This window comes from Nocardiopsis trehalosi NBRC 14201 (assembly GCF_001552555.1).
Taxonomy (GTDB): domain Bacteria; phylum Actinomycetota; class Actinomycetes; order Streptosporangiales; family Streptosporangiaceae; genus Nocardiopsis_B; species Nocardiopsis_B trehalosi.
Genome location: NZ_BCRK01000077.1, coordinates 1 through 26,032 on the forward strand (window position 1 = coordinate 1; position 26,032 = coordinate 26,032).

Below are 26,032 nucleotides of genomic sequence, written 5' to 3' on the forward strand. Positions count from 1 at the left end.
GGGGGGCGGGTGGCCGAGGGGTCACCCGCCCCCCGCGCCGGGCGGGGGCAGGGCGAACCCGGCCTGGACGAGGACGGCGCGGAGGTACCGGGCGGTCTCGGCCGGGTCCAGGGGGCCGGGGGTCAGCAGCAGCCGCTGGATCACCGCCCCCTCCATCATGTCGATCAGCAGATCCACGTCGGCGTCCGCCGCGAGGTGCCCCTCTGCCTGCGCGCGGACCATGATCGCCCGTGCCCGCTCGCGGCGCGGCAGCACGTAGTGGGTGCGGTAGACCTCCAGCAGCCGGGGGTGGTCGGCCCCGGCGGCCAGGACGCGGGCCGAAAGCGCGCGGAACCGGGGCGCCGACAGGAGTTCCCCCCAGCGGGGCAGCAGCCGCGCGATCACGTCGGGCAGCGCCTCGTCCGGCTCCCGGTGGGCGGTCACCGTGGGCAGGTCCTCGCGCAGCCCCTCCACGGCCTGCGCGAGCAGGTCCTCCTTGGTGCGCCAGCGGCGGTAGACGGTCACCTTCGCCACCCCGGCGCGTTTGGCGACCTGCTCGATGCTGGTCCGTTCGACCCCGCGCTCGACCAGCAGGTCCAGGGCGGCGCGCATGATGGCGTCGTCGGCGTGCGGATCGCGGGGGCGGCCGGGGCCCTCGCGCCGGGCCGCGGGCCGATCGGCGGTCACCGGCCACCGCCCGCGCCGAGCAGCACCGCGTCGAGGTACCGCCCCAGGCCGTCCGCCCCGGCGGCCCCCACCCCGCCGGCGTGGCCGTCGGGGCGGACGAGCAGCACCGTGCCACCGGGCTCGGCGGCGCGGGGGTGCAACAGGGTGACGCGCTCGCCGAGCCGGTCGCGGGCGGCTTCGGCCGCCGCCTCGGCACCGGGCGCGCCGTGCGGTGCCAGCACGACCCAGCCGGAGCCGAGTTCGGCGTACAGCCGGGTGGGGGTCCCGTCGGGGCGCAGGCAGCCGCGGTCGGGGACCCGGTCGCCGGGCCGCGGGCCGGCCGCGCGCCGCGGTCCGCCCAGCGGGCCCGTGCGGTAGGACACGTCGAGCTGCGACGCGGTTCGGGTGGCGCGGCGCTGGACGGCCGGCAGGTTGAGCAGGGGCACGAAGACCCGGTCGCGGATCAGGCGGGTGACGGGCCCCTCGCCGACCAGCATCCGGGTGTTGGCCGTGGTGGTGGAGAGCACGTCGGCGGCCAGGGGCCGCCGTTCGGCGGCGTAGGTGTCGAGCAGGCCCGCGTCGGCGCGGTCCCGGGCGACGAGCGCGAGCTTCCAGGCGAGGTTCTCCGCGTCGCCGATTCCGGTGTTCATGCCCTGGCCTCCGATCGGGCTGTGGACGTGGGCCGCGTCCCCGGCGAGGAGGACGCGCCCGCGGCGGTAGTCGGCCGCCAGGCGGCGGCGGACGCGGAAGACCGAGGTCCACACGGCGTCGCGCACCGACGCGCCGGTGTCGCCGGTCCGCACGGGCAGCAGCGCTTCGATGCGGGCGACGATCCGCCGCGCGTCCAGTCTCTCGTCCGTCGCGGGGACGTCCGCCATCAGCCGCCACAGGTCGCCGTCCGCGCGCTCCGCGCCGGGGCCGTCGGGCATGGGGATCGCCAGCACCATGCCGTCGCGGTGGAACCAGCCCGCCGAGACGGACCGGTCGCGGTCCCAGTCCATGCGGGCGTCGGCGAGCAGGAACTGCTCGACCACGGTCACCCCCGGGAAGTCGATGCCCGCGAGGTCGCGGACGGCGCTGTGCGCGCCGTCGCAGCCCACCACCCACCGCGCCGGAGCGCGGGAGCCGTCGGCGAGGACGGCCGTGGCGCCGTCGCCGTCCTGCTCCAGGCCGGTGACCCGGCGCCCCCATGCGACGTCGACCCCGAGTCCGGCCGCCCGCCGCCGGAGCCGCTCCTCTATGTCGGCCTGGGACACGAACAGGGCCTGCGTCGACTCCCCGTCGAGTGGGCGGAAGCGCATGGTGGACAGCGGGCGGTTCCGGGCGTGCATCGTCATGCCCAGCGGTGCCAGGGCCCGCTCGGGCAGGTCCCCCAGCGCGCCGATCCGGTCGAGGACCTCCACGCCCCGGGCGTGCAGGATGTTCGCCCGTGACGTGGTCGCGGGCCCGGCGGCGCGGTCCACCACCCGGACCGCGACCCCGCGCAGCGCCAGCCCGCAGGCCAGCACCAACCCGGTCGGCCCGGCCCCCACCACCAGTACGTCCGATCGCTCCGCCATGTCCGCCTCCATTCGTATACGCAAACGACACCGTTTGCATATTACGCCCGCCCGCCGACCGGAGGCCACCGCCGCTCGCGCCGCCCGAGGGCGGCGGCGCGCGGGAGCCGCATCCCTGCGGGGCGGGCTCCAGGCCTCCGAGGAGAGCGGGGCGGACGTGGCCGACCGGCGCCGGCGCGGCCGCCCGGGGGGCCGGCGTCACCGAGGGGCGGGGGACCAGGTGGTGACCTCGACCTCGTCGCCGACCGATACGCGGCCCGGGCGGACCACGGACGCCTTCATGCCGAACACCACGCCGCCCTCCGGCGCGCGGCGGTAGCGGGCGAGGGTGCGCAGCGGTTCGGGGCCCGAGCGGGCGCCCGTGTCCTGGTCGACCAGCGTCACCGCGCACCGGACCGCGAGCTTGGCGAACCCGAGTTCCGCCGAGCCGACGCGCAGCGCGCGCACCCGGTCCTCGGCGTGCGGGGGCCAGCCGTCGACCACGATGTTGGGCCGGAACCGCGCCATCGGCACCGGCGCGCCGCCGCCCGCCGCGATCCGCGCGTTGAGGCCGTCGAGCGACGCCCGGCCCACCAGCAGGACCGCGTTGCCGTCGGCGTACGCCGCCGTTCCCGGGGTGGCGCCGGTGGTCTCCCGCCGCTGCTCGGGCGGGACCCGGACGAGCCGGCTCGGCACGCCCAGCACCTCCGACAGCCACGCGGCGACGGTATCGCCCTGGTCGATACCGCGCAGCGGCGCGCCGAAGAACACGACGCCGCGCCGCTCCCGGTCCAGGTCGACGTCGACGGCGCAGGCGCCGTGCCCCGGCGCGCGCAGGGTCAGCCGGGAGCCGTCCGGGGCCACCTCGGGGCGGACGGCAGCGAGCGCGGGGGTGCGCCGCTGGCTCCGGAACACGCCGTCCTCGTCGATGACCAGGAAGCTCCGGTCGTGCTCCGGCCCTGCGGGGGTCAGGTCGACGGCGGTGGCGGGGACCGCCGCGCACCCCTTGACCGGGTAGGACGCGAGGGCGCTGATCATGGCCATGCGCGAAGCGTACGGGGCCGGCCCCCGCGCCCCGCGTACCGGCGGACGCCTCCCGCGATCTCCCTGCGGCGCGCGCGTCACGTATCGGCCGTTCCGCGTTTCCGGGGAAGAGCGAACGGAATGCACGATGCCGCGTATCCATCCCTCCCCGAGCGACGGGGAGAAGCCGCGTATCGTCTCCCGCCCCGAGCCGATGCGGGAGGTCGTCCGCAGCCTCTACGTGCTCGCCGCAGCGTCCGACCCGACCGTCTTCGGCCCGTGGCGCGGCCGGGCGCTGACCCGGATGCCGCCCCCCGCCCGGATGCTCTCCGCCCTCGTCCCCGCCGAGGGCTGCTCTCCCCGGTGGCCCACCCCACGGGTTCGCTCCCGGCCCGCGCCGCGGAGGGTCCGGCGCCGTCGGGCGCCGTGCTGGGCCGGCTGCTCGGCCGGACGCGCGCCGCCGTGCCGCGCGCCCTCGGCTGCGACCCCACCACCGGGGACCCCGCCCGGGTCCTCGACATCTCCTGCCGTCGGCGAGCGAACACGCGTCGCTGCTCCGCGCGGCCGGGCTCGTCGGCGGCGAGCGCATCGGCGACCCGGTGCGCCACCGCCTCACACCGCTGGGACGGGAACTGCTGGACCCGGCGCGCTGACCGCGCCGTCCCCGGCCGCGATCGTGGCCGGGGGCGGTGTTCGGCCGGCCCCGCCGGAGAGGGCGGCCACGACCTCCACCTCGATCACCGCACCCGGCCGGAACAGCCGCGCCACCTCGACGGTCGTGCTGGTCGGCGGGGCGCCGGGCAGGAACTCGCGGCGGACGGCGGCGTACTCCGCGAGCCGCGACATGTCGGTCAGGAAGGTGCGGATGCCGACCACGTCGGCGAGGGTGCCGCCCTCGGCGCGCAGCAGCGCGTCGAGGGCCAGCATGACCGCGCGCGACTGCGCCGCCATGTCGCCGGGTGCGACGACCTCGCCGGCGCCGTCCAGGGCGACCTGCCCCGAGACGAACAGCAGCGCGCCGTCGCCGTGGTCGATCCGCGCCACCTGGGAGTAGGGCCCCGCGGGGCGCGGCGCGCCGGCGGGGTCGCGGAGGGTGACGTCCATGGGGACTCCTTCGTCGTTCGAGGGGGAGGGGGGAGCGGTTCAGGCGCCGGGACGCGCCGCGCGTACGAGGTCGGCCAGGAGGCCGAGGTCGCGGTCGGCGGCCGCCGGGTCGGCGGTGGCGGCGTGCACCGCCCGCAGCAGCGGGAGGTCGGCGGCGTCGAGGGCCAGGCCGACGTCCTTGGCGGCCAGGGCGAGGGGGTAGTGGGCGCCGCCCGCCGCGGCCCGCTGCGCGGCACCGGCGAGCGGGCCGGCCGCGAGGGCGTCGCGGACCACCCCCTCCGGCAGGCCGAACGCGTCGCCCAGGGCCAGCGCCGCACCGGTCAGCGCCACCCCGCCGATGAGGGAGGTGATCAGCACGACCTTCAGCGCCGCCCCGCTGCCCACGGGGCCGCAGCGGGTGACCGTGCCCAGGACGCCGAGGAGGCCGGCCACGGGTTCGGCGTCGCCGCCCGCGAGGACGGTGAGGGTGCCCGCGGCGGCGCGGTCGACGCTCCCCATCACCGGTGCGTCGACGAGCGCGACGCCCTCGGGGAGCCGGGCGGCGAGATCGGTGACGGCGGCCGGGCCGATGGTCGACATCTCCACCACCCGGGTGCCCGGGCGCAGGCCGGGGGCCATGGCGTCGGCGACCGCGGCGACGGCGGCGGGCCCGGTGAGCATGGTGACCACCGTGTCGGCGCCCCGCACCGCGTCGGCGGGGTCGGCGGCCACCCGCGCCCCGTCGGCGGCCAGGGCCTCGGCCCGCGCGCGGGTGCGGTTCCACACGGTCAGCGGGTACCCGGCGGCGAGCAGGCGGCGGGCCATGGGCGCGCCCATGGCGCCCAGCCCCAGGAAGGCGGTCGTCGGCATGGCCACGACGCTACGGCGGCCCCTGGTCTGCCACAAGCGAATGGTTAGCATGACCGCCATGACCGAATGGCATGGCGGTGTGCACACGGTGTCCCTGCGCGTCTTCACGGTGGTGGCCCGGCACGGGTCGTTCACGACGGCGGCGCGCGAACTGGGCTACACGCAGTCGGCGGTCTCCCGGCAGATCGCCGCGCTGGAGCACGACACCGGGGTCCCGCTGTTCGACCGGCTGCCGCGCGGGGTGCGGCTCACCGAGCAGGGCCGCTCCCTGCTGGGGCACGCCGACGCGGTGCTGGACCGGTTGGAGGCCGCGCGGCGCGACCTCACCGCGCTGCGCGACGCGTCGGCCGGGCGGTTGCGCGTCGGCGCGTTCGCCACCGCCAACGCGGCCCTGCTGCCCGCCGCGCTGGCGGAGCTGCGGGCCCGCCACCCGGGACTCGACACCACGGCCGAGGAGGCGCTGACCCCCGTGCTCACGGGGCGGCTGGCGGCGGGTGACCTCGACGCGGCGGTGGTCGGCTCCCTCCCGGGCCGGCCGGTGGACGGCGTCGCGCTGCGCCCGCTGCTCGACGACGCCATGTACGTGGCCCTGCCCCGCGCGCACCGGCTGGCCGGGCGCCCGGCGGTGCGCCTGGCCGACCTCACGGACGAGGAGTGGATCGCGGGGCGCCGGGACCCCGAGGACACGCTGATGGCGGCGGCGCTGCGCACGGGGTTCCGGCCGCGCATCGGCTACGTGGTGGCGGAGTGGATCGCCAAGCAGGGGTTCGTCGCGGCCGGGCTGGGGGTCACGCTCGTGCCGTCGCTGGCGGCGGGGGTGGCACGGCCCGACATCGCCCTGGTGCCGGTGGACCCGGCGGACGTCCCGCCGCGCACGGTCGCCGTCGCCACCCCGCGCGGCATCGCCCCGTCCCCTGCGGTGGCCGCCTTCCTCACCGCCCTCGACACCGCCGCCACCACCGTCCCCCGCCCGCCCGCCGGCTGACCCCCACCCGATGCCGGCACCGGCCCGGCGCCGTCGCCTACCCGCTGCCCACCCCCCCGTGCCGCGCCCGGCCACGGCGTGCGCGGGCCCGACGGCGACGGCGCCCTCGGTCCGACACCGCCGGCACCACCCCCCAGGCCGCTGCGGAGCCGGCGGCGGGGGGCGAGCGGGGAGCGGCCGACCGCGGTCGCGGAAACGGAGCCGGCCCCTGGGCTCCGCCCCTGTCGACCGGGCCGACGCCCTGCCGTACGCGCCCGCCGACCGGCACGCCCATGGACGCGGTCAGGGCATGCCCGGGGCGTGCCCCGGCAGCCCTCGGGCCGTCTGGGGTCGGCGCCGTGCCCCTTGCCCGCTGCGGGAACGGCGTGGGTGGAAAGTGGGGTCTGACGTGTGGCGGGTGGAGTCGGCCTCGTGGCGCCGCCCCCGGCCGATCGGGGCGGGCGTCGCGCAGCGGCCGCCTACGTGGTCACCGCGCGCTCAAGTCCAGACGCGACCCGGCGGCTCCGATCGACCGGGGGAGGCGCCGTACGCGCGGTGCGTGGTAGCGGTAGGGGCCGGCGCCGCCCTCCGGTGGGGCGCCGTCGGCGCCGTGCCGTCCCGAGAGGAGGCGCCGCCATCGGGGTGGGGGATCGGGGACTCGCTGTTCTTCGGCCCCCGTGGTCGACCGCCGTCGGCCGTGCCGCGATGGTGCCGCGCCGTAGGGCGCCCTCCGGGGTGGCCGCCGGTGCGGGGCCTCCGAGGCTTCGCCCGGGTGGCTGGGGGTACGGGCCGGCGGCCGGAGGGGCGGAGGGCGTGTCCGGTTCGGGGCCGCTGGGGCGCATGGGGTCCGGGCGGGCGCGGGATTTCGGGTCGGGGGTATCGGGGGGATGCGGACCGGTCCGGCGGCCGGCCCGGACACGCCGGGCACGGGCGCGCCACCGGCCCGGAACCGGTGCCCGGCCGGGGGTCGCGCCCGCGCCCGCCCGCACCCCCGGCGACCGGGGGGAGCGGGTGTGCGGGAAACACCCGGGGACGGCGGCGGGCGGCCGATACCCTGCTGCCCTGCTGTCCCTGGAGGTCGCACATGGCCGTCGTTCTCCTGGACCACCGATTCGACGGACCCGGGAACGCCCCCACCGTCCTGCTGCTGCCCTCGCCCGGTGCGAAGTGGTCGATGTGGGAGCCGCAGATGCCCGAGCTGACGCGCCGCCTGCGCGTCCTGCGGGTCAACCTGCGCGGCCACGGCGGCTCGCCCCCGCCGCCGCGCGGCACGCCCACGCTGGCCGACCTGGGCGCCGACCTGCTCGACCTGCTCGACGCGCACGGGCTGCGGCGGCTGTCGGTGGTCGGCTGCGGCCTGGGCGGGATGCTCGCCACCTGGGTCGCCGCCGCGGCCCCCGACCGGGTGCGGCGACTGGCCTACGTCGCCGCCGGGGCCACGGCCCCCCGTTCCTGCGACTGGCGCGGGCGCGCCGCCCGCGTCCGCAGCGCGGGCATGGCCGCGGTGTCGGCCGAGGCGACCGCCGCGTGGTTCACCCCGCTGTTCGCGGAGCGGCGGCCCGACGTGGTCCTGCGCATGGCGGCGGAGTTCGAGGGGGTGACCGCCGACGGGTACGCGGCCTACTGCGGCGCGGTGGCGGGGGTGGACCAGCAGCGGATGCTCGCCGCGGTCCGCGCCCCCGCGCTCGTGGTGTCGGCGGCGCACGACCCGCTGCTGCCGCCCGCCTATGGCCGCCGCCTCGCCGCCGGCATCCCGGGCGCCCGGTTCCGCGTGGTGCCCGGCGCGGCGCACCTCGCCGGGATCGAGCGCGCCGACCGGGTGAACGAGCTGCTGATGGGCCACGTCGGCGGGTGACCCCGGTCCGATGACGGCGGGCCCGCGCGGCGGCCGCGCGCGTGCGTGCGGTGCAGACTGGGGACCGGCCCGGCGCGGGCACCGGGGGCGGGCCGTGCCCCCGGCCGCCGGCGCCGCCGCAGTGCCGCCCGCCACGCCGATGGGAGATCCCGTGCCCCGTCCGTCCGGCTCCGAGCCGCCGCGCGCCGCTCCGGGCCCCGTCGCGCTGCGCGACCTCGCCGCCGTCTCCGCCGGGGGAGCGCTGGGCGCCGTCGCGCGCCTGGGCGCCGGCGCGGCGCTGCCGTACGCCGCCGGGGCCTTCGCGTGGTCGACGCTGCTCGTCAACGTCTCGGGGTGCCTGTTCATCGGGGTGGTGATGGGCCTGGCGACCGAGCGCTGGCCGCGGCCGCTCCGCCCGTTCCTCGGGCCGGGTGTGGCCGGCGGGTACACGACGTTCTCCACCCACGTCGCCGACGCGCACGGCATGCTGGCCGCCGGAGCCCCGTGGCCCGCGGCCGCCTACATCGGGGCGACGCTGGCCGGCGGCCTCGCCGCCGTGGCCGCCGGGGACGCCGTCGCCAGGGCCGTACGGCGCCGGCGCTCCGCAGCGCGCGGCGGGGGGCGGTCGCGGTGACGGCGCTGCTGGTGGTGCTCGGCGCGGCCGTGGGCGCCCCGCTGCGCTACGCCGCCGACCGGTGGATCTCGGCGCGCACCGGTTCGGCCCTGCCCTGGGGCACGTTCGCGGTGAACACCACCGCCTGCCTGGCGCTGGGCGCGGTGGCGGGGCTGCTCCCGCCGGACGGCGCGGGGGTGCTCGTGCGCACCGGGCTGCTCGGTGCGCTGTCGACCTACTCCACGTTCGGCTACGAGACGTTCCGGCTGCTGGGCACGGGCCGCCGGATCGCCGCGACCGCCAACGCGGCCGGATCGGTGGCGGCCGGGATGGGCGCCTACCTCCTCGGCGGGGCCCTGGCGGCGGCGGTGGCCGCGCCGCTGGGGTGACGCGCCCACCGCGCTGGACGGCCCGCTCAGGTGCCGGCCTCTCGGCGTGCGGCTTCGGCCAGGACCCACCCCCGGGGGATGCGGTGGCGGCCTCCCCCGGGGGTGGTGCCCGCCGGGATGCGACCGGTACGCGCCCACCGTTCCACGGTTCGGGGGTGCGGCCCTAGGAGGCGGGCGGCTTCTCGGGTGGTGAGGTAGCGGGTTGCCGGGTCGGCGGGGTGTCGCATCGGTGCTCCCTGGTGGGTCGGTACAGGAACGGGCTGTCGTCCGCGAGGGCGGCGCGCACGCCCGGGGGGAGGACGTAGTACGCCGCGCGGCGGTCACGCTTGGGCAGAGGCGGCGGGGAGTCATGGGCCATCGGGGCTCCTCGTCGGGTGGCACGAGAAACCCCGCCCCCCCGGGGGGAGTGGGGGCGGGGCTGAGGTCCGCCGGGGCGCTGCGCCCCCCTCCTGACGGCGCAGCGGTCCGGCGGTGGTCTACGCGGCGGGTGGCTCGGCCCCCTGGGGGCTGCGCTTCCCGGGCGTGTCAGTTGGGTCGGACGGCGGCGGGTCCCCATTGCAGGAAGGCGAAGTAGCGTCCGCACGCGGGGCCCGACATGGTCGCGAGGTGGGTCACGAGGTACAGGCGCGCGTTCTCGTCCCACGGGCCGGGAGCGCACTCTTCGGGGGCACCGACGTTGGAGCACTCCAGGTAGAGCGTCATCGGGGAGACGGCGGCGTGCAGCCGGTAGGCCGGCTCGAAGTGCCGCACCACGGCGTCGGTGGCCAGATCGCTGGTGATGAGCAGGGCGTCATGGACGGCGGCCTCGGGGGTGCGTGGGTAGAGCAGGGAGCGCACCCAATCGCGGGCGGTTCGAACGTGGGCCGGGTCGGCGGGAAGGTCGATCGTGTGGCACCTCATCGGCCACACCTCCGGCAGACAGCTCGCGCCGATTCATCACGCATTGCGACATAGGGGCGTACGCGGCGCCTGCGCTGCCCTAGGGTGGTTCGCGTCATCAGCACTCCTAATGCCGGTGGCCATGCCCCGGGTCGTTCGTGCGACGCCGGGGTCTCTGCATAGCCAGACTCACCAACCCCAGTAGCCATTTCCAGGGGTTGCCCCCATCCGTCAAATACCGGTGAAACCGGCCCCGCATGGTAGCTGCGTGGTACACACTGGTTCACATGGCAGAGAGGCACGCACCTGAGTGGACGGGGTTCGGTCGGGAAGTTCGTCAACACCGCACTCAAGCTGGGCTTTCGCTCGCTCAGGCAGCAAAATCGCTCACCATCACAGCGGGCATGCTCTCCAAGATCGAGCGGGCCGCGCGTCCGACAAAGCGGGACACAGCCGAGCAACTGGACCGCCTGTTCGGTACCGATGGCGCACTGCTGCGATCTTGGTCGGATGCCACGCGCCGCACCGTGGAGCCGAACTGGTTCAGGCAAGTCAACGAACTCGAATCAAGAGCGGTGGCCATCACGGCTTACCATTCGCACCTGATTCCGGGAGTGCTGCAAACGACCGATTACGCGCGCGTGATCCTGGCCAGTGGTCGTGCCTTGGATACCGAAGAGCAGATCGAGGCATGGCTACGGCTGCGAGCCAAGCGGGTGGAACGCATCCTCAAGCGCGGCGATCCCGCGCTGACCACGATCATCCCTGAACACGTGCTTCGGATGTGCGTGGGCGGGCCAGAGGTGATGGCGGCACAGCTTGCCCACATCGCAGACCTGGCAGAATCGAATGCCGTACAGCTATGCGTGCTACCGGAGAGTGTCGGAACGGTGGTCGGGGCGTCAGTGGGCCCCTTCCGCTTGATCGAGTTCCCCGACCGCCTGCCCGTGCTCTACGTGGAGAGTGCCACCGAAGACGGGGTGATAGACCTGCCTCGCGAGGTGCAGCGCTTCATCCGTGTAACTGCGACACTGACCGCCTGGTCGGCGTCTCCAGGCGGCTCGCTAGCCCTGCTGAGGAAGATACGGGAGTCGGCATGATGGATGACCTCTGGCGCAAGTCCACCCACTCGGGCGAGACGAACTCATGTGTGGAGGCGCGATTTGCTGACGGCTACGCCTTGACCCGGGACACGCAGAACCGGGACGCCGCGACGCTCGCGGTCCCTGCTCGCGAGTGGCTGGCCTTCCTCCGGGAGGCGCAGGCGGGCGGCTTCTAGCCGCGGCGCTTCCAGTCCCGGTCACCCTTCGTGGCCGGGGCTTCGTCATGCCCGGCACCCTCGGTGGACCGGGCCGATGAGCACCGCCATGGTGCTCGCGACCGCGCGCGGGGAGCGGTCGAGGGGCGGCGGCAGCGGGTGGAGCGCCGTGTCCGGTGACCTTCGCGCCGTTCCCCCGGTCCCGGGGTCAGCAGATGTCGGGCCCGGCCCAGCCGTAGGCGTCGCGGGCGCGGACCTCGGCGAGTTCGTCCTCGGAGAGCACGCGCGGGGTGCCCAGCGCGGCGGCGCGCACGTACACCCCGCACAGCCACTCCAGCAGCCGGGCGTGCTCGAACGCCTGGGCGGCGTCGTCGCCGACCGCGATCCCCCCGTGGTTGGCCAGCAGCGCGGCCCGGCGCCCCTTCAGCGCCTTGACCGCCTGGTCGGCGAGGTCGCCGGTGCCGTAGGTGGCGTAGGGGGTGACGGGGATGGCACCGCCGAGGCGCGCGGCGGTGTGGTGCACCGGCGGCAGCTCGGCGAGGGCGGCGGAGACGGCGGCGGCGTGGGCGCTGTGCGCCTGCACGGCGGCGCCGGCCGGAATCGTGCGGTAGACGGCCGCGTGCAGGGTGGTCTCGGCGGCGGGTTCGCGCCGGCCCTCCAGCACCCCGCCGTGGACGGACAGCACCGGGCAGTCGGCGGGCTCGACGCGGTCGAGCGGCACCCCCACCGGTGTGACCGCGAACAGGTCGCCCGAGCGCACGCTCACGGTGCCGCCGCTGAGCGTGGCGCCGTCGCCGGGGACGAGCCCGCTGTCGGCGAGGCGGCGGGCCGTCAGGCAGACGTCCCTGCGTTCGTGTTCCAGCAGCATGGTTCCTCGCGGGTGCGTCGGGGAGGTGCGGCCCTGGGGTGCCCGCCCGCGCCCCGCGCTCCGGGTTCGGTTAGGCACACCTAAACACGGTAACCCCACCGGGGGCCGTCCTGTCCAGTCCCCGGCCGGTCCCGATCGCGCGCCCGCCGACCGGGGCGTGGTCACGGAGCGTATCCACCGGGCCGGGATCGGCGGCGGGGCGGGCGGTCCCGGTCGACGGAGCGCCTCCGCATCGGCCCAGCTCACCGCCGCACCGGGGGAGCGTCTCAAACCTATAAAGAGATCATTCGCGCCGTTTGTGACCAATGTTCTTGGGGAGGACGGAGCCGTGACGCGACCCTACGTGAGCCTGCCGAGCAAACCGTACCTGTCACCGCCCGGCGCGGACAGCGCGCGGAGCCTCTACATCGACGGATCGTGGCGCGCCGCCGCCGACGGCGCCGTCCGGGAGGTCCTCGACCCCGCCGACGCCACCGTCCTCACCGTCGTCAGCGAGGGCGGCCCCGAGGACGCCCGCGCCGCCGTCGCCGCCGCCCGCCGCGCCTTCGACCGCGGCGACTGGAGCCGCGGCCCGGCGGCCGAGCGCGGCGCGCTGCTCCACCGCATCGCCGACCTGCTGCAGCGCGACCGCGCCGAGATCGCGCTCATGGAGTCGCTCGACACCGGCAAGACCCTCATCGAGGGCGGCATCGACGTGGACGACGTCACCGCCGTGTTCCGCTACTACGCCGGGCTGGCCGACAAGGACGCGGGCCGGCTGGTCGCCGCCCCCGAGGGGGTGCACAGCCGCGTCGTCTACGAACCGGTCGGCGTGTGCGCCATGATCACCCCCTGGAACTACCCGCTGCTCCAGCTCTCCTGGAAGATGGCGCCCGCCATCGCCGCCGGCGCCACGATGGTCGCCAAGCCCAGCGAGGTCACCCCCGTCACCACCTGCAAGCTGGTCGAGCTGTGCGCCGAGGCGGGCGTGCCCGACGGCGTGGTCAACCTCGTCCTCGGCGGCGGCCCCGGGGCGGGCGGGCCTTTGGTCGACAGCCCCGACGTCGACCTCGTCTCGTTCACCGGCGGCCTGGAGACCGGCCGCGGCATCATGGCGGCGGCCGCCGCGACGGTGAAGAAGGTCGCCCTCGAACTGGGCGGCAAGAACCCCAACATCGTCTTCCCCGACGTCGACCTCGACACCGCCGTCGACTACGCCATGAGCGCCGCCTACTTCCACTCCGGCCAGGTGTGCTCGGCGGGCGCGCGCATCATCGTGCACGAGGACGTCCACGACGCCTTCACCGCGGAGCTGGCCCGCCGCGCCGACCGGGTCCGCCTCGGCCGCGGCACCGACGAGGGCGTGCGCTGCGGCCCGCTCGTCTCCGCCGAGCACCGCGCCAAAGTCGAGGCCGCCGTCGCCCGCGGGATCGAGGAGGGCGCGGTCCTCGCAGCGGGCGGCCGCCGCCCCGACGAGCCCGGCCTGGAGCAGGGCTTCTTCTACCGCCCCACGCTCTTCACCGGCTGCCACCGCGGCATGGACATCGTGCGGCGGGAGGTCTTCGGCCCCGTCGCGACGGTCGAGACCTTCCGCACCGAGGCCGAGGCGGTCGAACTGGGCAACGACACCGACTACGGCCTGGCCGGCGCGGTGTGGACCGGCGACACCGCGCGCGGCGAGCGGGTCGCCGCCGCCCTGCGCCACGGCACCGTGTGGATCAACGACTTCGGCCCGTACTTCCCCGGCGCCGAGTGGGGCGGCTTCAAGCGCTCCGGGGTCGGCCGCGAACTCGGCCCGGCCGGGCTCGACGAGTACCGGGAGGCCAAGCACATCTACCGCAACCTCGCGCCCGCGCCGCAGCGCTGGTTCGCCTGACGCTCTCGGCGCCCGGCGGGCCCGGCCCGCCGCCCACGCGGCCGCGCACCGGCCGCACCGCACCCGGTCGCGCCGTCCGCCGCGCCCCGGCGGCCGCCCGGCCGCCGGCCGGGCCGCCCCGTGCCCCCGCGCGGCCGCCCGCGGGGACGGCACCGCGGCCGCCCGAAAGGAGAACCAGGTGTCAGCAGACGCGTCAGGGTACGACTACGTGATCGTCGGCGGGGGCACCGCCGGGTCGGTCCTCGCCGCCCGGCTCACCGAGGACCCCGCCGTGCGGGTGTGCGTGATCGAGGGCGGCCCCTCCGACGTCGGCCAGGAGCGGGTGCTGCGCCTGCGCGACTGGCTCGGCCTGCTCGGCGGCGACCTCGACTACGGCTACACCACCGTCGAGCAGCCGCGCGGCAACTCCCACATCGTGCACTCGCGGGCCCGGGTGCTGGGCGGGTGCTCCTCGCACAACACCCTGATCAGCTTCCGCCCGTTCGCCCGCGACCTCGACGACTGGGTGGCCGCCGGCGCCGAGGGCTGGGACAACGCCACCGTCCAGGCGTACGCCGACCGCATCCGGTGCAACATCGTCCCGGTCGCCGAGAAGGACCGCAACGAGCTGGCCGCCGACTGGATCGCCGCCGCCGCGAAGGCCACCGGCGTGCCGGTCATCGAGGACTTCAACGCCGCGACCTCCCACGGCGGCGGGTTCGCCGACGGGGTCGGGTTCCTCTCGGTCGCCTACGACCCGCACACCGGGTACCGGTCGTCGGCGTCGGTCGCCTACCTGCACCCGGTCATGGGGCGGCGCGCCAACCTGACGCTGCTGCTGGAGACGTGGGTCGAGCGGATCGTGTTCGACGGCGACCGCGCCACCGGGGTCGAGGTGGTCGGGCCCGGCGGCGAGCGGCGCACGGTCGCCGCCGAGTGCGAGGTCATCCTGTGCGCCGGCGCCATCGACACCCCGCGCCTGCTGCTGCTGTCGGGCGTGGGCCCGGCCGGGGACCTGCGGGACGTGGGGATCGGGGTCCGCCACGACCTGCCCGGTGTGGGCGAGAACCTGCTCGACCACCCGGAGTCGATCATCATGTGGGAGACGGTGCGGCCGGTCCCCGAGACCACCGTGATGGACTCCGACGCGGCGCTGTTCATCCGCCGCGACACCGGCGACCCCCGCCCCGACCTGATGTTCCACATCTACCAGATCCCGTTCGACGACAACACGTCCCGGTTGGGGTACGAATCCCCGGGACCGCGCAACGCCATCTGCATGACCCCCAACATCCCCCGCGCGCGCTCGCGCGGCCGGCTCTGGCTCACCAGCCCCGATCCCCGCGTCCAGCCCGCCCTGGACTTCCGCTACTTCACCGACCCCGACGACTACGACGCCACCACGATCGTCGACGGCCTCCGGATCGCCCGCGAGATCGCCGCCACCGAACCGTTCCGCTCCTGGATCAAGCGCGAGGTCGCCCCCGGGCCCGACCTCACCACCGACGCCGAGCTGTCGGAGTACGGCCGGCGCGCCGCCCACACCGTCTACCACCCGGCCGGCACCTGCCGCATGGGCGCCGCCGACGACCCCATGGCCGTCGTCGACCCCCGGCTGCGGGTGCGGGGCCTCACCGGCCTGCGCGTCGCCGACGCGTCGGTGTTCCCCACGATGCCCTCCCCCAACCCGATGGTGACCGTCCTGGCGATCGGCGAGCGCGCCGCCGACCTGGTCCGCGCCGACCGCTAGCGGGCACCGGCCGCCCCGGCGCGCGCCGGGGCGGCCGAGCAGAGGAGTCCCAGATGAACCCTTCGGCAACCGCGCCCGCCGAGCGGCCGCCCGTCGGCGGCCCCGGCGGCGATCCGCGGATCTCCGTCCGCAACCTGTGGAAGATCTTCGGCCGCAACGCCGGCTCGGTCATCGGCACCGAGAACGAGCACCTCGACCGCGACACCGTGCGCGAGCGCACCGGCTGCACGGTCGCCGTCCGCGACCTGTCCTTCGACGTCCACCCCGGCGAGATCTTCGTCGTCATGGGCCTGTCCGGATCGGGCAAGTCCACCCTGGTCCGCTGCCTCACCCGGCTGATCGAGCCGACCGCCGGGCGGGTGCTGCTCGACGGCGAGGACGTCGGCGCCTGCACCCCCCGGCAGCTGCGCGAACTGCGCCGGCACCGGATGGCCATGGTGTTCCAGCACTTCGGGCTGCTGCCGCACCGCCGCGTCCTCGACAACGTCGCCTACGGCCTGGAGGTGCGCGGCGCCGGCCGCGCCGAGCGCCACGCCCGCGCCCGCGAGATGATCGAGATGGTCGGCCTGGCCGGCTACGAGGACGTCCGCCCCGGTCGGCTCTCCGGCGGCATGCAGCAGCGGGTCGGCCTGGCCCGCGCGCTCGCCGTCGACCCCGACGTGCTGCTCTTCGACGAGCCGTTCAGCGCCCTGGACCCGCTCATCCGCCGCGACATGCAGCGGGAGGTGCTCCGGCTGCAGCGCGAACTCGACAAGACCGCCGTCTTCATCACCCACGACCTGTCCGAGGCGCTCAAGCTCGGCGACCGCATCGCCATCATGCGCGACGGCGCCCTGGTGCAGATGGGCACCGCCGAGGAGCTGGTGGGCCGCCCCGCCGACGACTACGTCCGCGACTTCGTCGAGGACGTCAACCGGACCGACGTCCTCACCGTCCGCTGGCTGATGCGCCCGCCCCGCCCCGACGAGCCCCTGGACGGCCCGGCCGCCGCCCCGCGCACGGTCGTCCGCGACGTCGTCCCGCTGCTGTCGAACAGCACCGCCCCGGTCCGGGTGGTCGACGGCGACCGGCTGCTCGGCGTCGTCGGCCGCGAGGACGTCCTGCGCGCCATCGCCGAGGACCTGTCCGACGGCGCCACCAAGGCCGCCGCCGACGCCGCGGACGGCCGGGCCGCGACCGCAGCCCCGGAGGCGTGACCGTGGCCGCCGGCACCGCCTCCGCGCCCTCCGCGCCCCCCGCCGCGTCCGCACCGGGCGACGCCGCCCGCACCGCGCGCCCCCCTCGGCGCCGCCCCGCCGGCCGGCTGCTGCCCGCCGCGCTCGTCCTCGCCGCCCTGGTGGCCGGCTTCGCGGTGAGCCGGGCGCTGGGCGCCCCCGCGTGGCTGGGCCCGTTCCCCGACACCGTCGGCCGGGAGCTCATCGCCGCGCTCGACCGCGTGTACGCCTGGGTGGTCGCCAACCGCAACACCAGCCCGCTGTTCCTGTACGGCTTCAACCACGTATCGGTCGGCCTGGGGTCGGCGGTCGTGCTCATCGACCGCGGCCTGGCCCTGCTCACGTGGCCGGGCGTGGTCCTGCTCGGCACCCTGGCGACCTGGCGGCTGGCGGGGTGGCGCACCGTCCCCGTCGTGCTGGCCGCGTTCGCGGTGTTCGCGCTGACCGGGCTGTGGGCCGAGGCCATGACCACGCTCGCCCTGATCCTCACCTCGGTGCTGCTCGCGCTGCTCGTCGGCCTGCCGCTGGGCGTGCTCGCCGGGCGCAGCACGGCGGTCGACCGGGCGCTGCGCCCGGTGCTCGACTTCCTGCAGATCATGCCGGCGTTCGCCTACCTGATGCCGATGGTGCTGCTGTTCGGCATCGGCAACCCGGCGGCGGCCGTCGCCACCACCGTGTACGCGGTCCCCCCGGCGGTGCGCATCACCGCGCTGGCCGTGCGCGGCGTCGACCCGGGGGCGGTGGAGGCCGCCGCGTCGCTGGGCTCCACCCCCTGGCAGGTGCTCACCAAGGTGCAGCTCCCGCTGGCGCGGCGCACCATCCTCGTCGCCGTCAACCAGGTCATCATGCTCGCCGTGTCGATGGTGGTCATCGCCTCGGTCATCGGCGCCGGCGGCCTGGGCGACGCGATCTACCAGGCGCTGGCCAAGATCAACGTCGGCCAGGCCGTCGAGGCGGGCACCGCCATCGTGCTGCTCGCCATCGCCCTGGACCGGGTGACCGGCGCCGCCGGGCGCGGCGAGGGCGCGCCCCGGGTGGCGCGCCGGTGGCGGTGGCCGCTGCTCGGCGCCGGTGCGGCGGCGGTCGCCGGGGCCGCGGCGACCGCGCACGCCGCCGGGGTGTCCGCGTGGCCGGCGGACTGGTCGGTCAGCGCGGACGGCCCGGTCAACGCGGCGAACGCGGCCGTGCAGTCGGCCGTCGGCGGCGCCACCGCCGCCTTCGGCGACCAGCTGCTGGCGTGGGTGCTCAACCCGCTGTCGGCGCTGCTCACCGGCGCGCCGTGGTGGCTGGTCGTGCTGTGCGCGGCCGCGCTGGGCGGCGTCCTGGCCGGGTGGCGGGCCGGGCTGACCGGCGGTCTGGCCATCCTGGCCACCGGGCTGCTGGGGGTCTGGGACAACAGCATGGACACGCTCTCCCAGGTGCTCGTGGCCGCCGCCGTGACCATCGCCATCGGCGTGCCGATCGGCGTCCTGGCCGCGCGCGGCGACGTCCTCACCGCCGTGCTGCGGCCGGTGCTGGACGCCATGCAGACCCTGCCCCCGTTCGTCTACCTGATCCCGGCCGTGGCCCTGTTCAGCATCGGGCGCGTGCCGGCGCTGGCGGCGGCGGTGGTGTTCGCCCTGCCGCCGGTGGTCCGGCTGGTCGACGACGGCATCCGGGGGGTGCCCGCGAGCACCGTCGAGGCGGCCGTCTCCCAGGGGTCGACACCGGGGCAGGTCCTGACCCGGGTGCAGCTGCCGCTCGCGCGGTCGTCGCTGCTCCTGGCGGTGAACCAGGGGATCATGATGGTCCTCGCGATGGTGGTCATGGGCGCCCTCGTCGGCGCCGGCTCGCTCGGCTACGACGTCGTGTTCGGGCTCAAGCAGAACCAGCTCGGGCTCGCCCTCACCTCGGGCCTGGCGATCGTGTGCCTCGGCCTCTTCCTGGACCGGGCCACGCAGGGACGGAGGACCGATGCCTGACCGCACCACCCCCGCGGCCGGCGGCGGCCGCGCCCGCCTGCGCCGCGCCCTGCTGCGCGCCGGGGCGGTGCTCCTCGCCGCCGCCCTGGTGTCGTCGTGCGCCGTGCGCACCACCTCGGTGCTGCGCGACCCCGCCACCGTCCGCATCGCCCTCAACGGGTGGGTGGGCTACGAGGCCAGCGCCAACGTGCTCAAGGTGCTGCTGGAGCGCGAGCTGGGCTACCAGGTGCAGCTCGTCCGCATCGACGAGCAGCCGTCCTGGCAGGCCATGGACCAGGGCGCGGTGGACGTCGTCGTGGAGAACTGGGGCCACGAGGACCTGATGGAGCTGTACGGGCCGGAGGGCAACGGCACGGTCGTCGACGGCGGGCCCACCGGCAACACCGGCACCCTCGGCTGGTACGTGCCCGCGTACCTGGTCGAGGAGTACCCCGGGATCGACACCTGGCAGGGCGTCAAGGAGCACGCCGAGGTGTTCGCCACCCCCGAGACCGGCGGCGACACCGGCCAGTTCCTCGGCGGAGACCCGGCGTTCGTCACCCAGGACCAGGGCATGATCGACCACTTCGGCATGGACCTGGAGATCGTGTACGCCGGGTCCGAGGCGGCCCAGATCACCGAGATCCGCCGCAGGTACGAGGCGGGCGAACCCGTCCTGTTCTACTTCTACGAACCCCAGTGGCTGTTCGAGGAGCTGGACCTGGTCCACGTCGAGTTCCCCGCCTACACCGACGGCTGCGACGCCGACCTGTCCGACGTCGCCTGCGACTACCCCGCCTACGACCTGAACAAGGTCTTCCGCGCCGGGTTCGCCGAGGAGGGCGGCGCCGCCTACCGGCTTCTCGACGCCTGGACGTGGAGCAACGACGACCAGAACGCCGTCGCCCGGATGATCGCCGACGAGGGCATGGACCCCGAGGACGCGGCCGCCCGGTGGATCGAGGAGAACCCCGGCACGTGGCGGCCGTGGCTGCCCGCCGACACCGCCCGCTGACCCCGCCCACTGACCCCGTCCCCAAACCGCCGGGGCCCGGACCGGCGGCGGTGCGCCGCCGCCCGGGGCCCGGCGGGACCGGATTTGGGCCCGAGGGCCCTGGGCAACCCGGCCGCGCCGCCCCAGGATGGAGTCACCGGGCCGTTACGGCCGCGCCGACGAGACGGGAGACCAGGGCGTGCGACGGGTGCTGCGCGCCGATTCGGGTGGATTCCAGACCAGGTACGCGCTGGTCCTGCTGGCGGTGGTCGCCGTGGTCGCCTTCGGGCTTCCCGGCAAGGTCGAGTCGCTCTACGACTCCGCCACCTGCGCCGTCCGGACCGACGTCACCTGCGGAACCGATGAAGCGATGGGCGACGGCGAGACCCCGTGGGGCGTGGCGGAGCAGGATCCGTTCGCGCCCGACGGACACGAGGAGACGTGGTCGGAGGCGTTCGACCGCATCCTTGAGGGGGTGGACGAGGTCGCCGAACACGCGGACTGACCCTCCGCCGCGACGGCCGGGCCGGACCCGCGGCCGCGCCGCTTCCGCGCATCCCCGTTCTGCGCGGGACCGGCGCCGCCCGGGCCGCCGGGCCGTCCCTTCGCCGATGCCCCGATGCCGCGCTGCCGCCGGGCCCGCCCGCCGTGCGGCGAACGTGATCCATCCCGCCCAGTCGGATGCGGCCACGGGGACGAGGGCGTCCGACCTCCTGCCCGACGACCCCGAGGCGGGCCCGACGTCCGGGAACGGGCGGACCCCGGAGCGCCGGAATCCGGTCAGGCCGGGGTCTGGACCCCCGACAAAGTCAGTCGCAGCAGCCGCCGCGCCTCCCCGGCGGCGTCCGCACGGCCCTCGGTCGCCAGCGCTATCCCGGCCACCAGGGTCACCAGGTCCGCCGGGGTCGCCTCCGGGGCCGCCGCACCGTCCCGTACGGCGCGGTGCAGCAGCGGGGCGACGGCGGCCGTGAGTCTGGCCGAACAGGCCTGTGTGTCGTCGGTGCCCACGAGCCCCTCCGCCGCCAGGACCTCGGCCATCCCCCGCGCCGAGGACGCGTAGTCGGTGAACGCCTCCAGCCACCGCGTCAGGGCCGCGCGCGCGTCGGCGGTGTCGGCGAGTTCCGCGGCCAGGTCCGCCAGCGCCTCGATCCGCCGCGCGAAGACCGCCTGGAGCAGTTCGCGGCGGCCCGGGAAGTGCCTGCGCACGGTGGCCGATCCCACTCCGGCCACCCGGGCGATCTGCTCCAGCGAGGCGTTCGCCCCGTGCTCGGCGACCTCCGCCTCGGCGACTTCGAGGATGCGCGCGTGGTTGCGCCGGGCGTCGGCCCGCTTGGTCACCGCCATGTCGACTCCTTGCTCGTGCCGCCCGCCGCCCGGTGCGTTCCGGGCCCGTTGCCAAACGGCGGGCCCCGCCGTTATGTTAGCGGCACAAAACGGCGGACCCCGCCGTTTTCCTGCTCCCGTTCTGGAGGCACGATGCCGGAGACACCCGGACACCGCCCACGCGGCACCGACGGCCGGCCGGTCCTGGTCACCGGGGCGACCGGACAGCAGGGCGGCGCCACCGCCCGCGCCCTGCTCGCGGCCGGGGTGCCCGTCCGGGCCCTGGTCCGTGATCCCGGATCGGCCCAGGCCAGGTCGGTCGCGGCGCTGGGCGCCGAAACGGTGGCCGGAGACCTCGACGACCGCGACTCCCTGGTCCGGGCCGCCCGAGGCGCCCGGGCGGTGTTCTCGGTGCAGCTGCCCGACCCGGCGTCCGGATGGGTCGACGGGGAGGTGGCGCAGGGCACGAACCTGATCGCGGCGGCGCGGGCCGCCGGGGTCCCGCAGTTCGTGCACACCTCCATCTCCGGCGCCGACGCCCGCACCCTGGCCCCGGGGTGGGCCGAGGGGCGGTGGGACGCGACGGTGGGACCGGTGCTCACCGCCAAGGCGGCGATCCAGGCACGGGTGCGTGAGGCGGGCTTCCCCCGGTGGACGATCATCTGCCCCGGGACCTTCATGGAGAACTTCCTGCCCGCGAACAGGTTCCTGTTCCCCCGAGGGATCGAGGGGGGCCTCGTCACCCTCGTCAAGCCCGCGACGCGCCTGGCGCTCGTCGCGGTGGCCGACATCGGCGCGACCGCGGCGGCCGCCATCGCCGACCCCGAGCGGTTCCATCGCGTGGAGCTGGAACTGGCCGGCGACCACCTGTCGATGGCCGAGATCACCCGCACCTTGTCGGAGGTGCTGGGCCGGCGCCTGGAGGTACCGGACATGACCCTGGAGGAGGCCCGCGCCGCAGGCCTGCACCCGACGGGCGCCGGCCATGACTGGATGAACGCGGTCCCCCAGGTGGGACGCCCCGAACACGCCCGGGCTCTGGGGCTCGACGTCACCTCGTTCGAGAAGTGGACCCGGGGGCACGCGGACGCCTTCGCCTCCGCTGCCTGACCCCGGTGACCGGCCCGTCGGCGAGTCCACTCGCGCTGCACAAGGCGGTGGAGCCGACTCCCCCTGATTGCCCGGTGCCTTCGCAGGTCACGCCCTGGTGCGTGGGTCTGCCCGCGCGCCGACGTCTCTCTGCGCCCGCCCCCCTCCCGGGAGGGGGCAGGGGGCGGGTCGGGGAGCGCGTGCCCTGGCGGTCGCCGGCGGGGTGATCGGGCGCTCGGCGGCGAACCCACCCGTAACGGCGCCCCGGCGGCGGAAAAAATCCCGCACAGCGCGCGAGCGGACGGTTCCGCAGGTCAAGATGGAGGGACCACGTGCGTGCGGCCCGCCGCACACACGGGGCGGCGCGCGCCCGCGCCGCGGGCACCCCGGCCCGTGCGCGCCGGGCGCCACGGACCTCGATGGAGGGACGCGCGCATCGGCCAGTGCGGCCCGACGAGGGGGACGGGCCCCTGGCCGGTGCGCGCCACACCGGTCCGGCGCCGTCAGCGCTCGTGCCGCAGCCGCTGCCGCACCCAGTACACGTTCAGGCAGGCGGCCAGGAACCCGGCGCCCAGCACCACAGTGAGCGGCCACGACCGCGCCCACACCGCGCCCAGCACGGTCCCGCCCAGCAGCACCACCGCGCCGAACACCGCCAGCACCATCCGGAACCCCAGCGCGCTGGCCGGCCGGTCGTGGCTGCCCAGCGGCCCCCGGAGCCGTCCCCGCCGCATCCCGCCTCCCGTGGTCCGCCGGCCGTGCCGCGCTCCATCGTAGGAGCCGCGGGGGCGGGGCCGGTGCCGCCCCCGCTGCGGCGGGGTCAGCCCCCCGCCGCCAGGGTGAAGCGCAGGACCGCGCCGACCCCGTCCTGGGCGTCGCCCCGGCCGTCGAGCCGGGTGAACGACGCGCCGGTCGCCTGGGCCGCGCGCAGCAGCAGCGCCCCGGCCGGCGCCTCGAACGCCTCGGCCGGTTCGGTCAGCGACGTCCGCTCGCGGGCCACCTCCAGGGGGTCCGTGGCCGACGCCCACAGCGTGGGCTCCGCGTCCCCGCCGCCGGCCGCCAGCAGCAGCCGCTCCACCTGGCCCGACCGCAGCGCCTCGGCGGTCGCGTCGACGCCCTGGACGGCGCGGCCCTCCCGGTTCAGGTCCTCGGTGAAGTCGAGGACGGTGCCGGACCGCAGCGCGACAGCGGTCTCGCGCAGGCCGTCGTCGACGGCGGACCGCAGTTCGGCCATCGCGTCGCTGCCGCCGCGCCCGCCGCTCGCCAGTTCCACCACCAGTTCCCCGGTGCGGGTCGACAGGTGCTCGCGGAGCTTGCCGATGGCCCGCTCGTCGCCGCCGACGAACACCACCCCGGCGTCCACGGCGGCCACGGCCTCCTCGACCTCCTTGGCGGTGTGGGCGGCGTTCTCCGACCACACCTCCTCGGCGCGCCGCTGGTAGTGCTTGTGCCGCCAGCCACCGCTGGCCACCTTGCTGATGTGCAGCGTCGCGCCGTTGTACTGGCGCTCCTCCACCGGGCCGCCGTGCGCGGGGTAGGCGGCCACGTCGGCGCCCTCGCGGTCGGCCGCCACGACGACGTAGGGGACGCCGTCGTCCAGGTCGGCCACCAGGTCGAGGGGGTCGGGGACGGGCAGCCAGGCGGCGCGGTCGGCCTGGGGCGGCCGCGACAGCGTGTACGCGGCGAGCAGCCGCCCCCCGGCGGCGAACAGCGCCTCGCCCTGCGGGCCGGGCACGCCCTTCGCCCCGCCCGCCGCGCCGTCGAGCGCGGCGAGGGTGGCCTCGTCCGCGCCGAGGTCGGCGAGCCGTTCGCGCAGCGCCCGCCAGCGCAGCCCGATCTCGTGCGCGGCGTTCTCCGAGGTGCGGGTGGTGTCGAGGTAGACGGTGGCGACCGGCCCGGCCGCGCGGTACAGGGGTTCCAGGAATCGCAGGTCCATGGGCGTCCGGGCCGCGGGGCGCGCCCGCCGGCCCGTGCTCACCTCCCGTGGCGTCTCGGGGTCCTTTCGGCGCCCACTGCCCGCCGCCCCGGGCGGGCATGCAACCGGCGGACGATCTTTCCGCCGGGGCTCCGGCGGGCGGCCGCCGACCCGGTTTCGGCCGCGTCGGCGCAGGGTAGCCCCGCCGGGCACGCGCACCATGACCACCAGGGAGGGACGATGGAACGCGGCAGCGACAAGCACGGTCCGGCGCTGGACGACCAGATGCGCAAGGAGTTCCAGGGCGTGCGGAAGGCCAACCGGCCCACCCGGGCGCACGAGGACCTGGAGCCCGAGCCCCTGGTCGAGGACGACGGCCGCCCGGCCACCGACCGCGCCCCCGGCGGCGACGCGGTGCCCGTGGACGACCGCGAGGACGAGCAGGGCGAGGACCGCGCCGGCTGACCCGGGACGGCACCCCCCGAGCCGCCGTCCGCGCCCGGCCCGCTGCGGCGGGCCGGGCGCCCGCACGTCCGGCCCCGCCCCTCAGGCCAGGGGCGCGGGCAGGGGGCGGGCGTGGACGACGTGCAGGGTGCTGACCGCGCGGGTCAGCACCACGTAGAGGCGGTTCAGGCCGCGCGGTTCGGCGGCGGCGATGGCGGCGGGTTCGGCGGCGACGACCGCGTCGAACTCCAGGCCCTTGGCCAGGGTGGCGGGCACGCAGACCAGCCGGGCGGCGGTCAGCGCGTCCTCGTCGGTGCCGAGCAGGGACGCCTCCAGCCCGGCGTCGGTGACGGCGCGGTGCAGCGCCCCGATGTCGGTGTCGGCGGCGATGAGGCCGACCGACCCCTCGCCCGCCAGCGCCGCCGCGCACGCCGCCGCCACCGCGCCGGGCAGGCCGCCCGCGGGGCAGGGGGTGACGCGCAGCGCTCCGGGGGAGCGGCGCGCCGACGTCGGCGCGGCCAGCCCGGGGGCGATCGCGGGCAGCAGCCGGGCCGCGTGGTCCAGGATCTGCGCGGGCACCCGGTAGCCCCGGTCGAGTACGGCGAGGCGGGCGTCGGCGGCGCCGAGGTGGCGCAGCAGCTCCGCCCAGTCGGCCACCGCGCCGGGGGCGGTGGCCTGCGCGGTGTCGCCCAGGACGGTGCACGACCCGTGCGCGGCGCGGCGGCCCAGCGCCCGGCACTGCATCGGGCTGAGGTCCTGTGCCTCGTCCACCACCAGGTGGGCGAACCCGGCGGGGCGGGCGATGAGCGCCGCCGCCTCGTCGATCAGCGCCAGGTCGGCCGCCGACCAGCGGGCCGCGCGCGGCCCGCGCGGGCGGCCGGGCAGCAGCACGGCGGCCCGCTCCTCGGCGGTCAGCAGGCCGTCGGCGGCGCGGGCCAGCCGCCCGGGGTCGGTGAGCAGTCCGAACACCAGCCGGACCGGGTCGGCCTTGGGCCACAGCGCGGAGACGGCGGCGCCGACCTCGCGCGACCGCGCCAGGCCCCGCTGCGCGCGGTCGTCGGCGGCGGCGCCGCCCGCCTCCATGCGGGTGAGCACGGCGTGGGCGACCCGCCGCGCCAGCAGGTCGCGGCCGGCGCCGTAGGGGACGCCGCGCCCGCGCACCTCGGCGGCGAGGCCGGCCAGTTCGTCGGCGGGCACCCGCCATCGCCGTCCGCCGCGCGCCACGACCAGCCCGTCGGCGGGCGGCGCGGGTGGTGCCCACAGGTCGCGGCGGATCACCTCGGCCATCCGGGCGTCGCCCTTGACCCGAGCCGCCTCGGGGGTGTCCGCGCGGGTGGGGGAGCCGTGGCCGAGCAGGTCGTCGAGGGTGGTCTGGTGCACGCCGACCTCGCCCAGCGCGGGCAGCACGTCGCGGACGTAGGCGAGGAAGGACCGGTTCGGGCCGACGATCGCCACGCCACCGCGGCGCAGCCGCTCCCCGGCGGTGTAGAGCAGGTAGGCCACGCGGTGCAGGCCGACGGCGGTCTTGCCGGTGCCGGGCGCGCCCTGCACGCACAGCGTGCGCT

26 protein-coding genes are annotated in these 26,032 nt (G+C 76.6%); 14 read left to right on the plus strand and 12 right to left on the minus strand.

The window, feature by feature from the left end; translation table 11 throughout:
• Positions 1-21: 21 nt before the first annotated feature.
• The 5 genes from NT8_RS15080 to NT8_RS15100 all read right to left on the minus strand — a co-directional run bounded on the left by NT8_RS15080 (position 22) and on the right by NT8_RS15100 (position 5,159).
• Complete coding sequence (locus NT8_RS15080) at positions 22-666, minus strand: TetR/AcrR family transcriptional regulator (RefSeq protein WP_067969558.1); 645 nt, start codon at positions 664-666, stop codon at positions 22-24.
• On the minus strand, positions 663-2,204 hold the full coding sequence (locus NT8_RS15085; RefSeq protein WP_067969564.1) for an FAD-dependent monooxygenase: 1,542 nt from the start codon (positions 2,202-2,204) through the stop codon (positions 663-665). Before NT8_RS15085 ends, NT8_RS15080 begins: the two co-directional genes overlap by 4 nt.
• A gap of 198 nt (positions 2,205-2,402) precedes the next feature.
• Positions 2,403-3,227, minus strand: coding sequence for an MOSC domain-containing protein (locus NT8_RS15090; protein WP_067969567.1), 825 nt, complete (start codon positions 3,225-3,227; stop codon positions 2,403-2,405).
• Positions 3,228-3,818: 591 nt separating this feature from the next.
• A complete protein-coding gene (locus NT8_RS15095) occupies positions 3,819-4,310 on the minus strand; it encodes a RidA family protein (RefSeq protein WP_084468956.1) in 492 nt (163 codons plus the stop codon).
• Between the two features lie 39 nt (positions 4,311-4,349).
• Positions 4,350-5,159 carry an NAD(P)-dependent oxidoreductase gene (locus tag NT8_RS15100; protein ID WP_067969622.1) on the minus strand — a complete coding sequence of 270 codons (810 nt, stop codon included), beginning with the start codon at positions 5,157-5,159 and terminating at the stop codon, positions 4,350-4,352.
• 58 nt (positions 5,160-5,217) lie between these two features.
• Here NT8_RS15100 and NT8_RS15105 point away from each other — a divergent pair, with 58 nt between their 5' ends.
• The 4 genes from NT8_RS15105 to NT8_RS15120 all read left to right on the plus strand — a co-directional run bounded on the left by NT8_RS15105 (position 5,218) and on the right by NT8_RS15120 (position 8,959).
• Positions 5,218-6,144 carry a LysR family transcriptional regulator gene (locus NT8_RS15105; protein WP_281203460.1) on the plus strand — a complete coding sequence of 309 codons (927 nt, stop codon included), beginning with the start codon at positions 5,218-5,220 and terminating at the stop codon, positions 6,142-6,144.
• Between the two features lie 1,063 nt (positions 6,145-7,207).
• On the plus strand, positions 7,208-7,978 hold the full coding sequence (locus tag NT8_RS15110) for an alpha/beta fold hydrolase (protein ID WP_067969572.1): 771 nt from the start codon (positions 7,208-7,210) through the stop codon (positions 7,976-7,978).
• A 151-nt stretch (positions 7,979-8,129) separates the two neighbouring features.
• Positions 8,130-8,591, plus strand: coding sequence for a FluC/FEX family fluoride channel (locus NT8_RS15115; RefSeq protein ID WP_245646192.1), 462 nt, complete (start codon positions 8,130-8,132; stop codon positions 8,589-8,591).
• The gene (locus NT8_RS15120; RefSeq protein WP_067969575.1) at positions 8,588-8,959 is read left to right on the plus strand and encodes a fluoride efflux transporter FluC; all 372 of its coding nucleotides are present in this window, start codon (positions 8,588-8,590) and stop codon (positions 8,957-8,959) included. The genes NT8_RS15115 and NT8_RS15120 overlap by 4 nt, the downstream gene beginning before the upstream one ends.
• Positions 8,960-8,985: 26 nt before the next feature.
• On the opposite strand, the gene NT8_RS31480 is transcribed toward NT8_RS15120, so the two are convergent.
• On the minus strand, positions 8,986-9,186 hold the full coding sequence (locus tag NT8_RS31480; protein WP_084468958.1) for a helix-turn-helix domain-containing protein: 201 nt from the start codon (positions 9,184-9,186) through the stop codon (positions 8,986-8,988).
• 298 nt (positions 9,187-9,484) lie between these two features.
• The gene (locus NT8_RS15125; protein ID WP_157515834.1) at positions 9,485-9,859 is read right to left on the minus strand and encodes a hypothetical protein; all 375 of its coding nucleotides are present in this window, start codon (positions 9,857-9,859) and stop codon (positions 9,485-9,487) included.
• Between the two features lie 266 nt (positions 9,860-10,125).
• Here NT8_RS15125 and NT8_RS28685 point away from each other — a divergent pair, with 266 nt between their 5' ends.
• Together NT8_RS28685 and NT8_RS15135 are read left to right on the plus strand one after the other, a co-directional pair.
• Positions 10,126-10,938 carry a helix-turn-helix domain-containing protein gene (locus tag NT8_RS28685; protein ID WP_169805220.1) on the plus strand — a complete coding sequence of 271 codons (813 nt, stop codon included), beginning with the start codon at positions 10,126-10,128 and terminating at the stop codon, positions 10,936-10,938.
• Positions 10,935-11,117: a DUF397 domain-containing protein gene (locus tag NT8_RS15135; protein ID WP_067969582.1), complete on the plus strand. Its 183-nt coding sequence runs from the start codon at positions 10,935-10,937 to the stop codon at positions 11,115-11,117. The genes NT8_RS28685 and NT8_RS15135 overlap by 4 nt, the downstream gene beginning before the upstream one ends.
• A 187-nt stretch (positions 11,118-11,304) precedes the next feature.
• Here NT8_RS15135 and NT8_RS15140 read toward each other — a convergent pair whose 3' ends face one another.
• Positions 11,305-11,964, minus strand: a complete 660-nt coding sequence (locus tag NT8_RS15140; RefSeq protein WP_067969584.1) for a class II aldolase/adducin family protein — start codon at positions 11,962-11,964, stop codon at positions 11,305-11,307.
• Positions 11,965-12,292: 328 nt separating this feature from the next.
• Between NT8_RS15140 and NT8_RS15145 the strand changes: the two genes are divergently transcribed.
• From NT8_RS15145 to NT8_RS15170, 6 genes are all read left to right on the plus strand, one after another.
• Entirely contained in the window at positions 12,293-13,819 is a 1,527-nt protein-coding gene (locus NT8_RS15145; RefSeq protein WP_067969588.1) for an aldehyde dehydrogenase family protein, read from the plus strand.
• Between the two features lie 178 nt (positions 13,820-13,997).
• Complete coding sequence (locus NT8_RS15150) at positions 13,998-15,548, plus strand: GMC family oxidoreductase (protein ID WP_067969591.1); 1,551 nt, start codon at positions 13,998-14,000, stop codon at positions 15,546-15,548.
• Between the two features lie 53 nt (positions 15,549-15,601).
• Positions 15,602-16,744: a quaternary amine ABC transporter ATP-binding protein gene (locus NT8_RS15155; RefSeq protein WP_067969592.1), complete on the plus strand. Its 1,143-nt coding sequence runs from the start codon at positions 15,602-15,604 to the stop codon at positions 16,742-16,744.
• Positions 16,741-18,723, plus strand: a complete 1,983-nt coding sequence (locus NT8_RS15160) for an ABC transporter permease (RefSeq protein ID WP_394326584.1) — start codon at positions 16,741-16,743, stop codon at positions 18,721-18,723. Before NT8_RS15155 ends, NT8_RS15160 begins: the two co-directional genes overlap by 4 nt.
• Positions 18,716-19,717 carry an ABC transporter substrate-binding protein gene (locus NT8_RS15165; protein WP_067969594.1) on the plus strand — a complete coding sequence of 334 codons (1,002 nt, stop codon included), beginning with the start codon at positions 18,716-18,718 and terminating at the stop codon, positions 19,715-19,717. Before NT8_RS15160 ends, NT8_RS15165 begins: the two co-directional genes overlap by 8 nt.
• Positions 19,718-19,895: 178 nt before the next feature.
• Positions 19,896-20,201, plus strand: coding sequence for a hypothetical protein (locus NT8_RS15170; protein ID WP_157515836.1), 306 nt, complete (start codon positions 19,896-19,898; stop codon positions 20,199-20,201).
• A gap of 275 nt (positions 20,202-20,476) precedes the next feature.
• Here NT8_RS15170 and NT8_RS15175 read toward each other — a convergent pair whose 3' ends face one another.
• Positions 20,477-21,040: a TetR/AcrR family transcriptional regulator gene (locus tag NT8_RS15175; RefSeq protein ID WP_067969600.1), complete on the minus strand. Its 564-nt coding sequence runs from the start codon at positions 21,038-21,040 to the stop codon at positions 20,477-20,479.
• 132 nt (positions 21,041-21,172) lie between these two features.
• Between NT8_RS15175 and NT8_RS15180 the strand changes: the two genes are divergently transcribed.
• A complete protein-coding gene (locus NT8_RS15180; protein ID WP_067969603.1) occupies positions 21,173-22,129 on the plus strand; it encodes an NmrA family NAD(P)-binding protein in 957 nt (318 codons plus the stop codon).
• 482 nt (positions 22,130-22,611) lie between these two features.
• Here the strand turns inward: NT8_RS15180 and NT8_RS15185 are convergent, their stop codons facing one another.
• Positions 22,612-22,842: a hypothetical protein gene (locus NT8_RS15185; protein WP_067969611.1), complete on the minus strand. Its 231-nt coding sequence runs from the start codon at positions 22,840-22,842 to the stop codon at positions 22,612-22,614.
• A gap of 86 nt (positions 22,843-22,928) precedes the next feature.
• Positions 22,929-24,044, minus strand: coding sequence for a baeRF2 domain-containing protein (locus NT8_RS15190; RefSeq protein ID WP_067969614.1), 1,116 nt, complete (start codon positions 24,042-24,044; stop codon positions 22,929-22,931).
• Between the two features lie 219 nt (positions 24,045-24,263).
• Here NT8_RS15190 and NT8_RS15195 point away from each other — a divergent pair, with 219 nt between their 5' ends.
• A complete protein-coding gene (locus tag NT8_RS15195) occupies positions 24,264-24,488 on the plus strand; it encodes a hypothetical protein (RefSeq protein ID WP_067969617.1) in 225 nt (74 codons plus the stop codon).
• An 81-nt stretch (positions 24,489-24,569) separates the two neighbouring features.
• Here the strand turns inward: NT8_RS15195 and NT8_RS15200 are convergent.
• Positions 24,570-26,032 (minus strand): HelD family protein (locus NT8_RS15200; protein ID WP_084468963.1); only part of this gene is annotated, 1,463 nt, incomplete at its 5' end.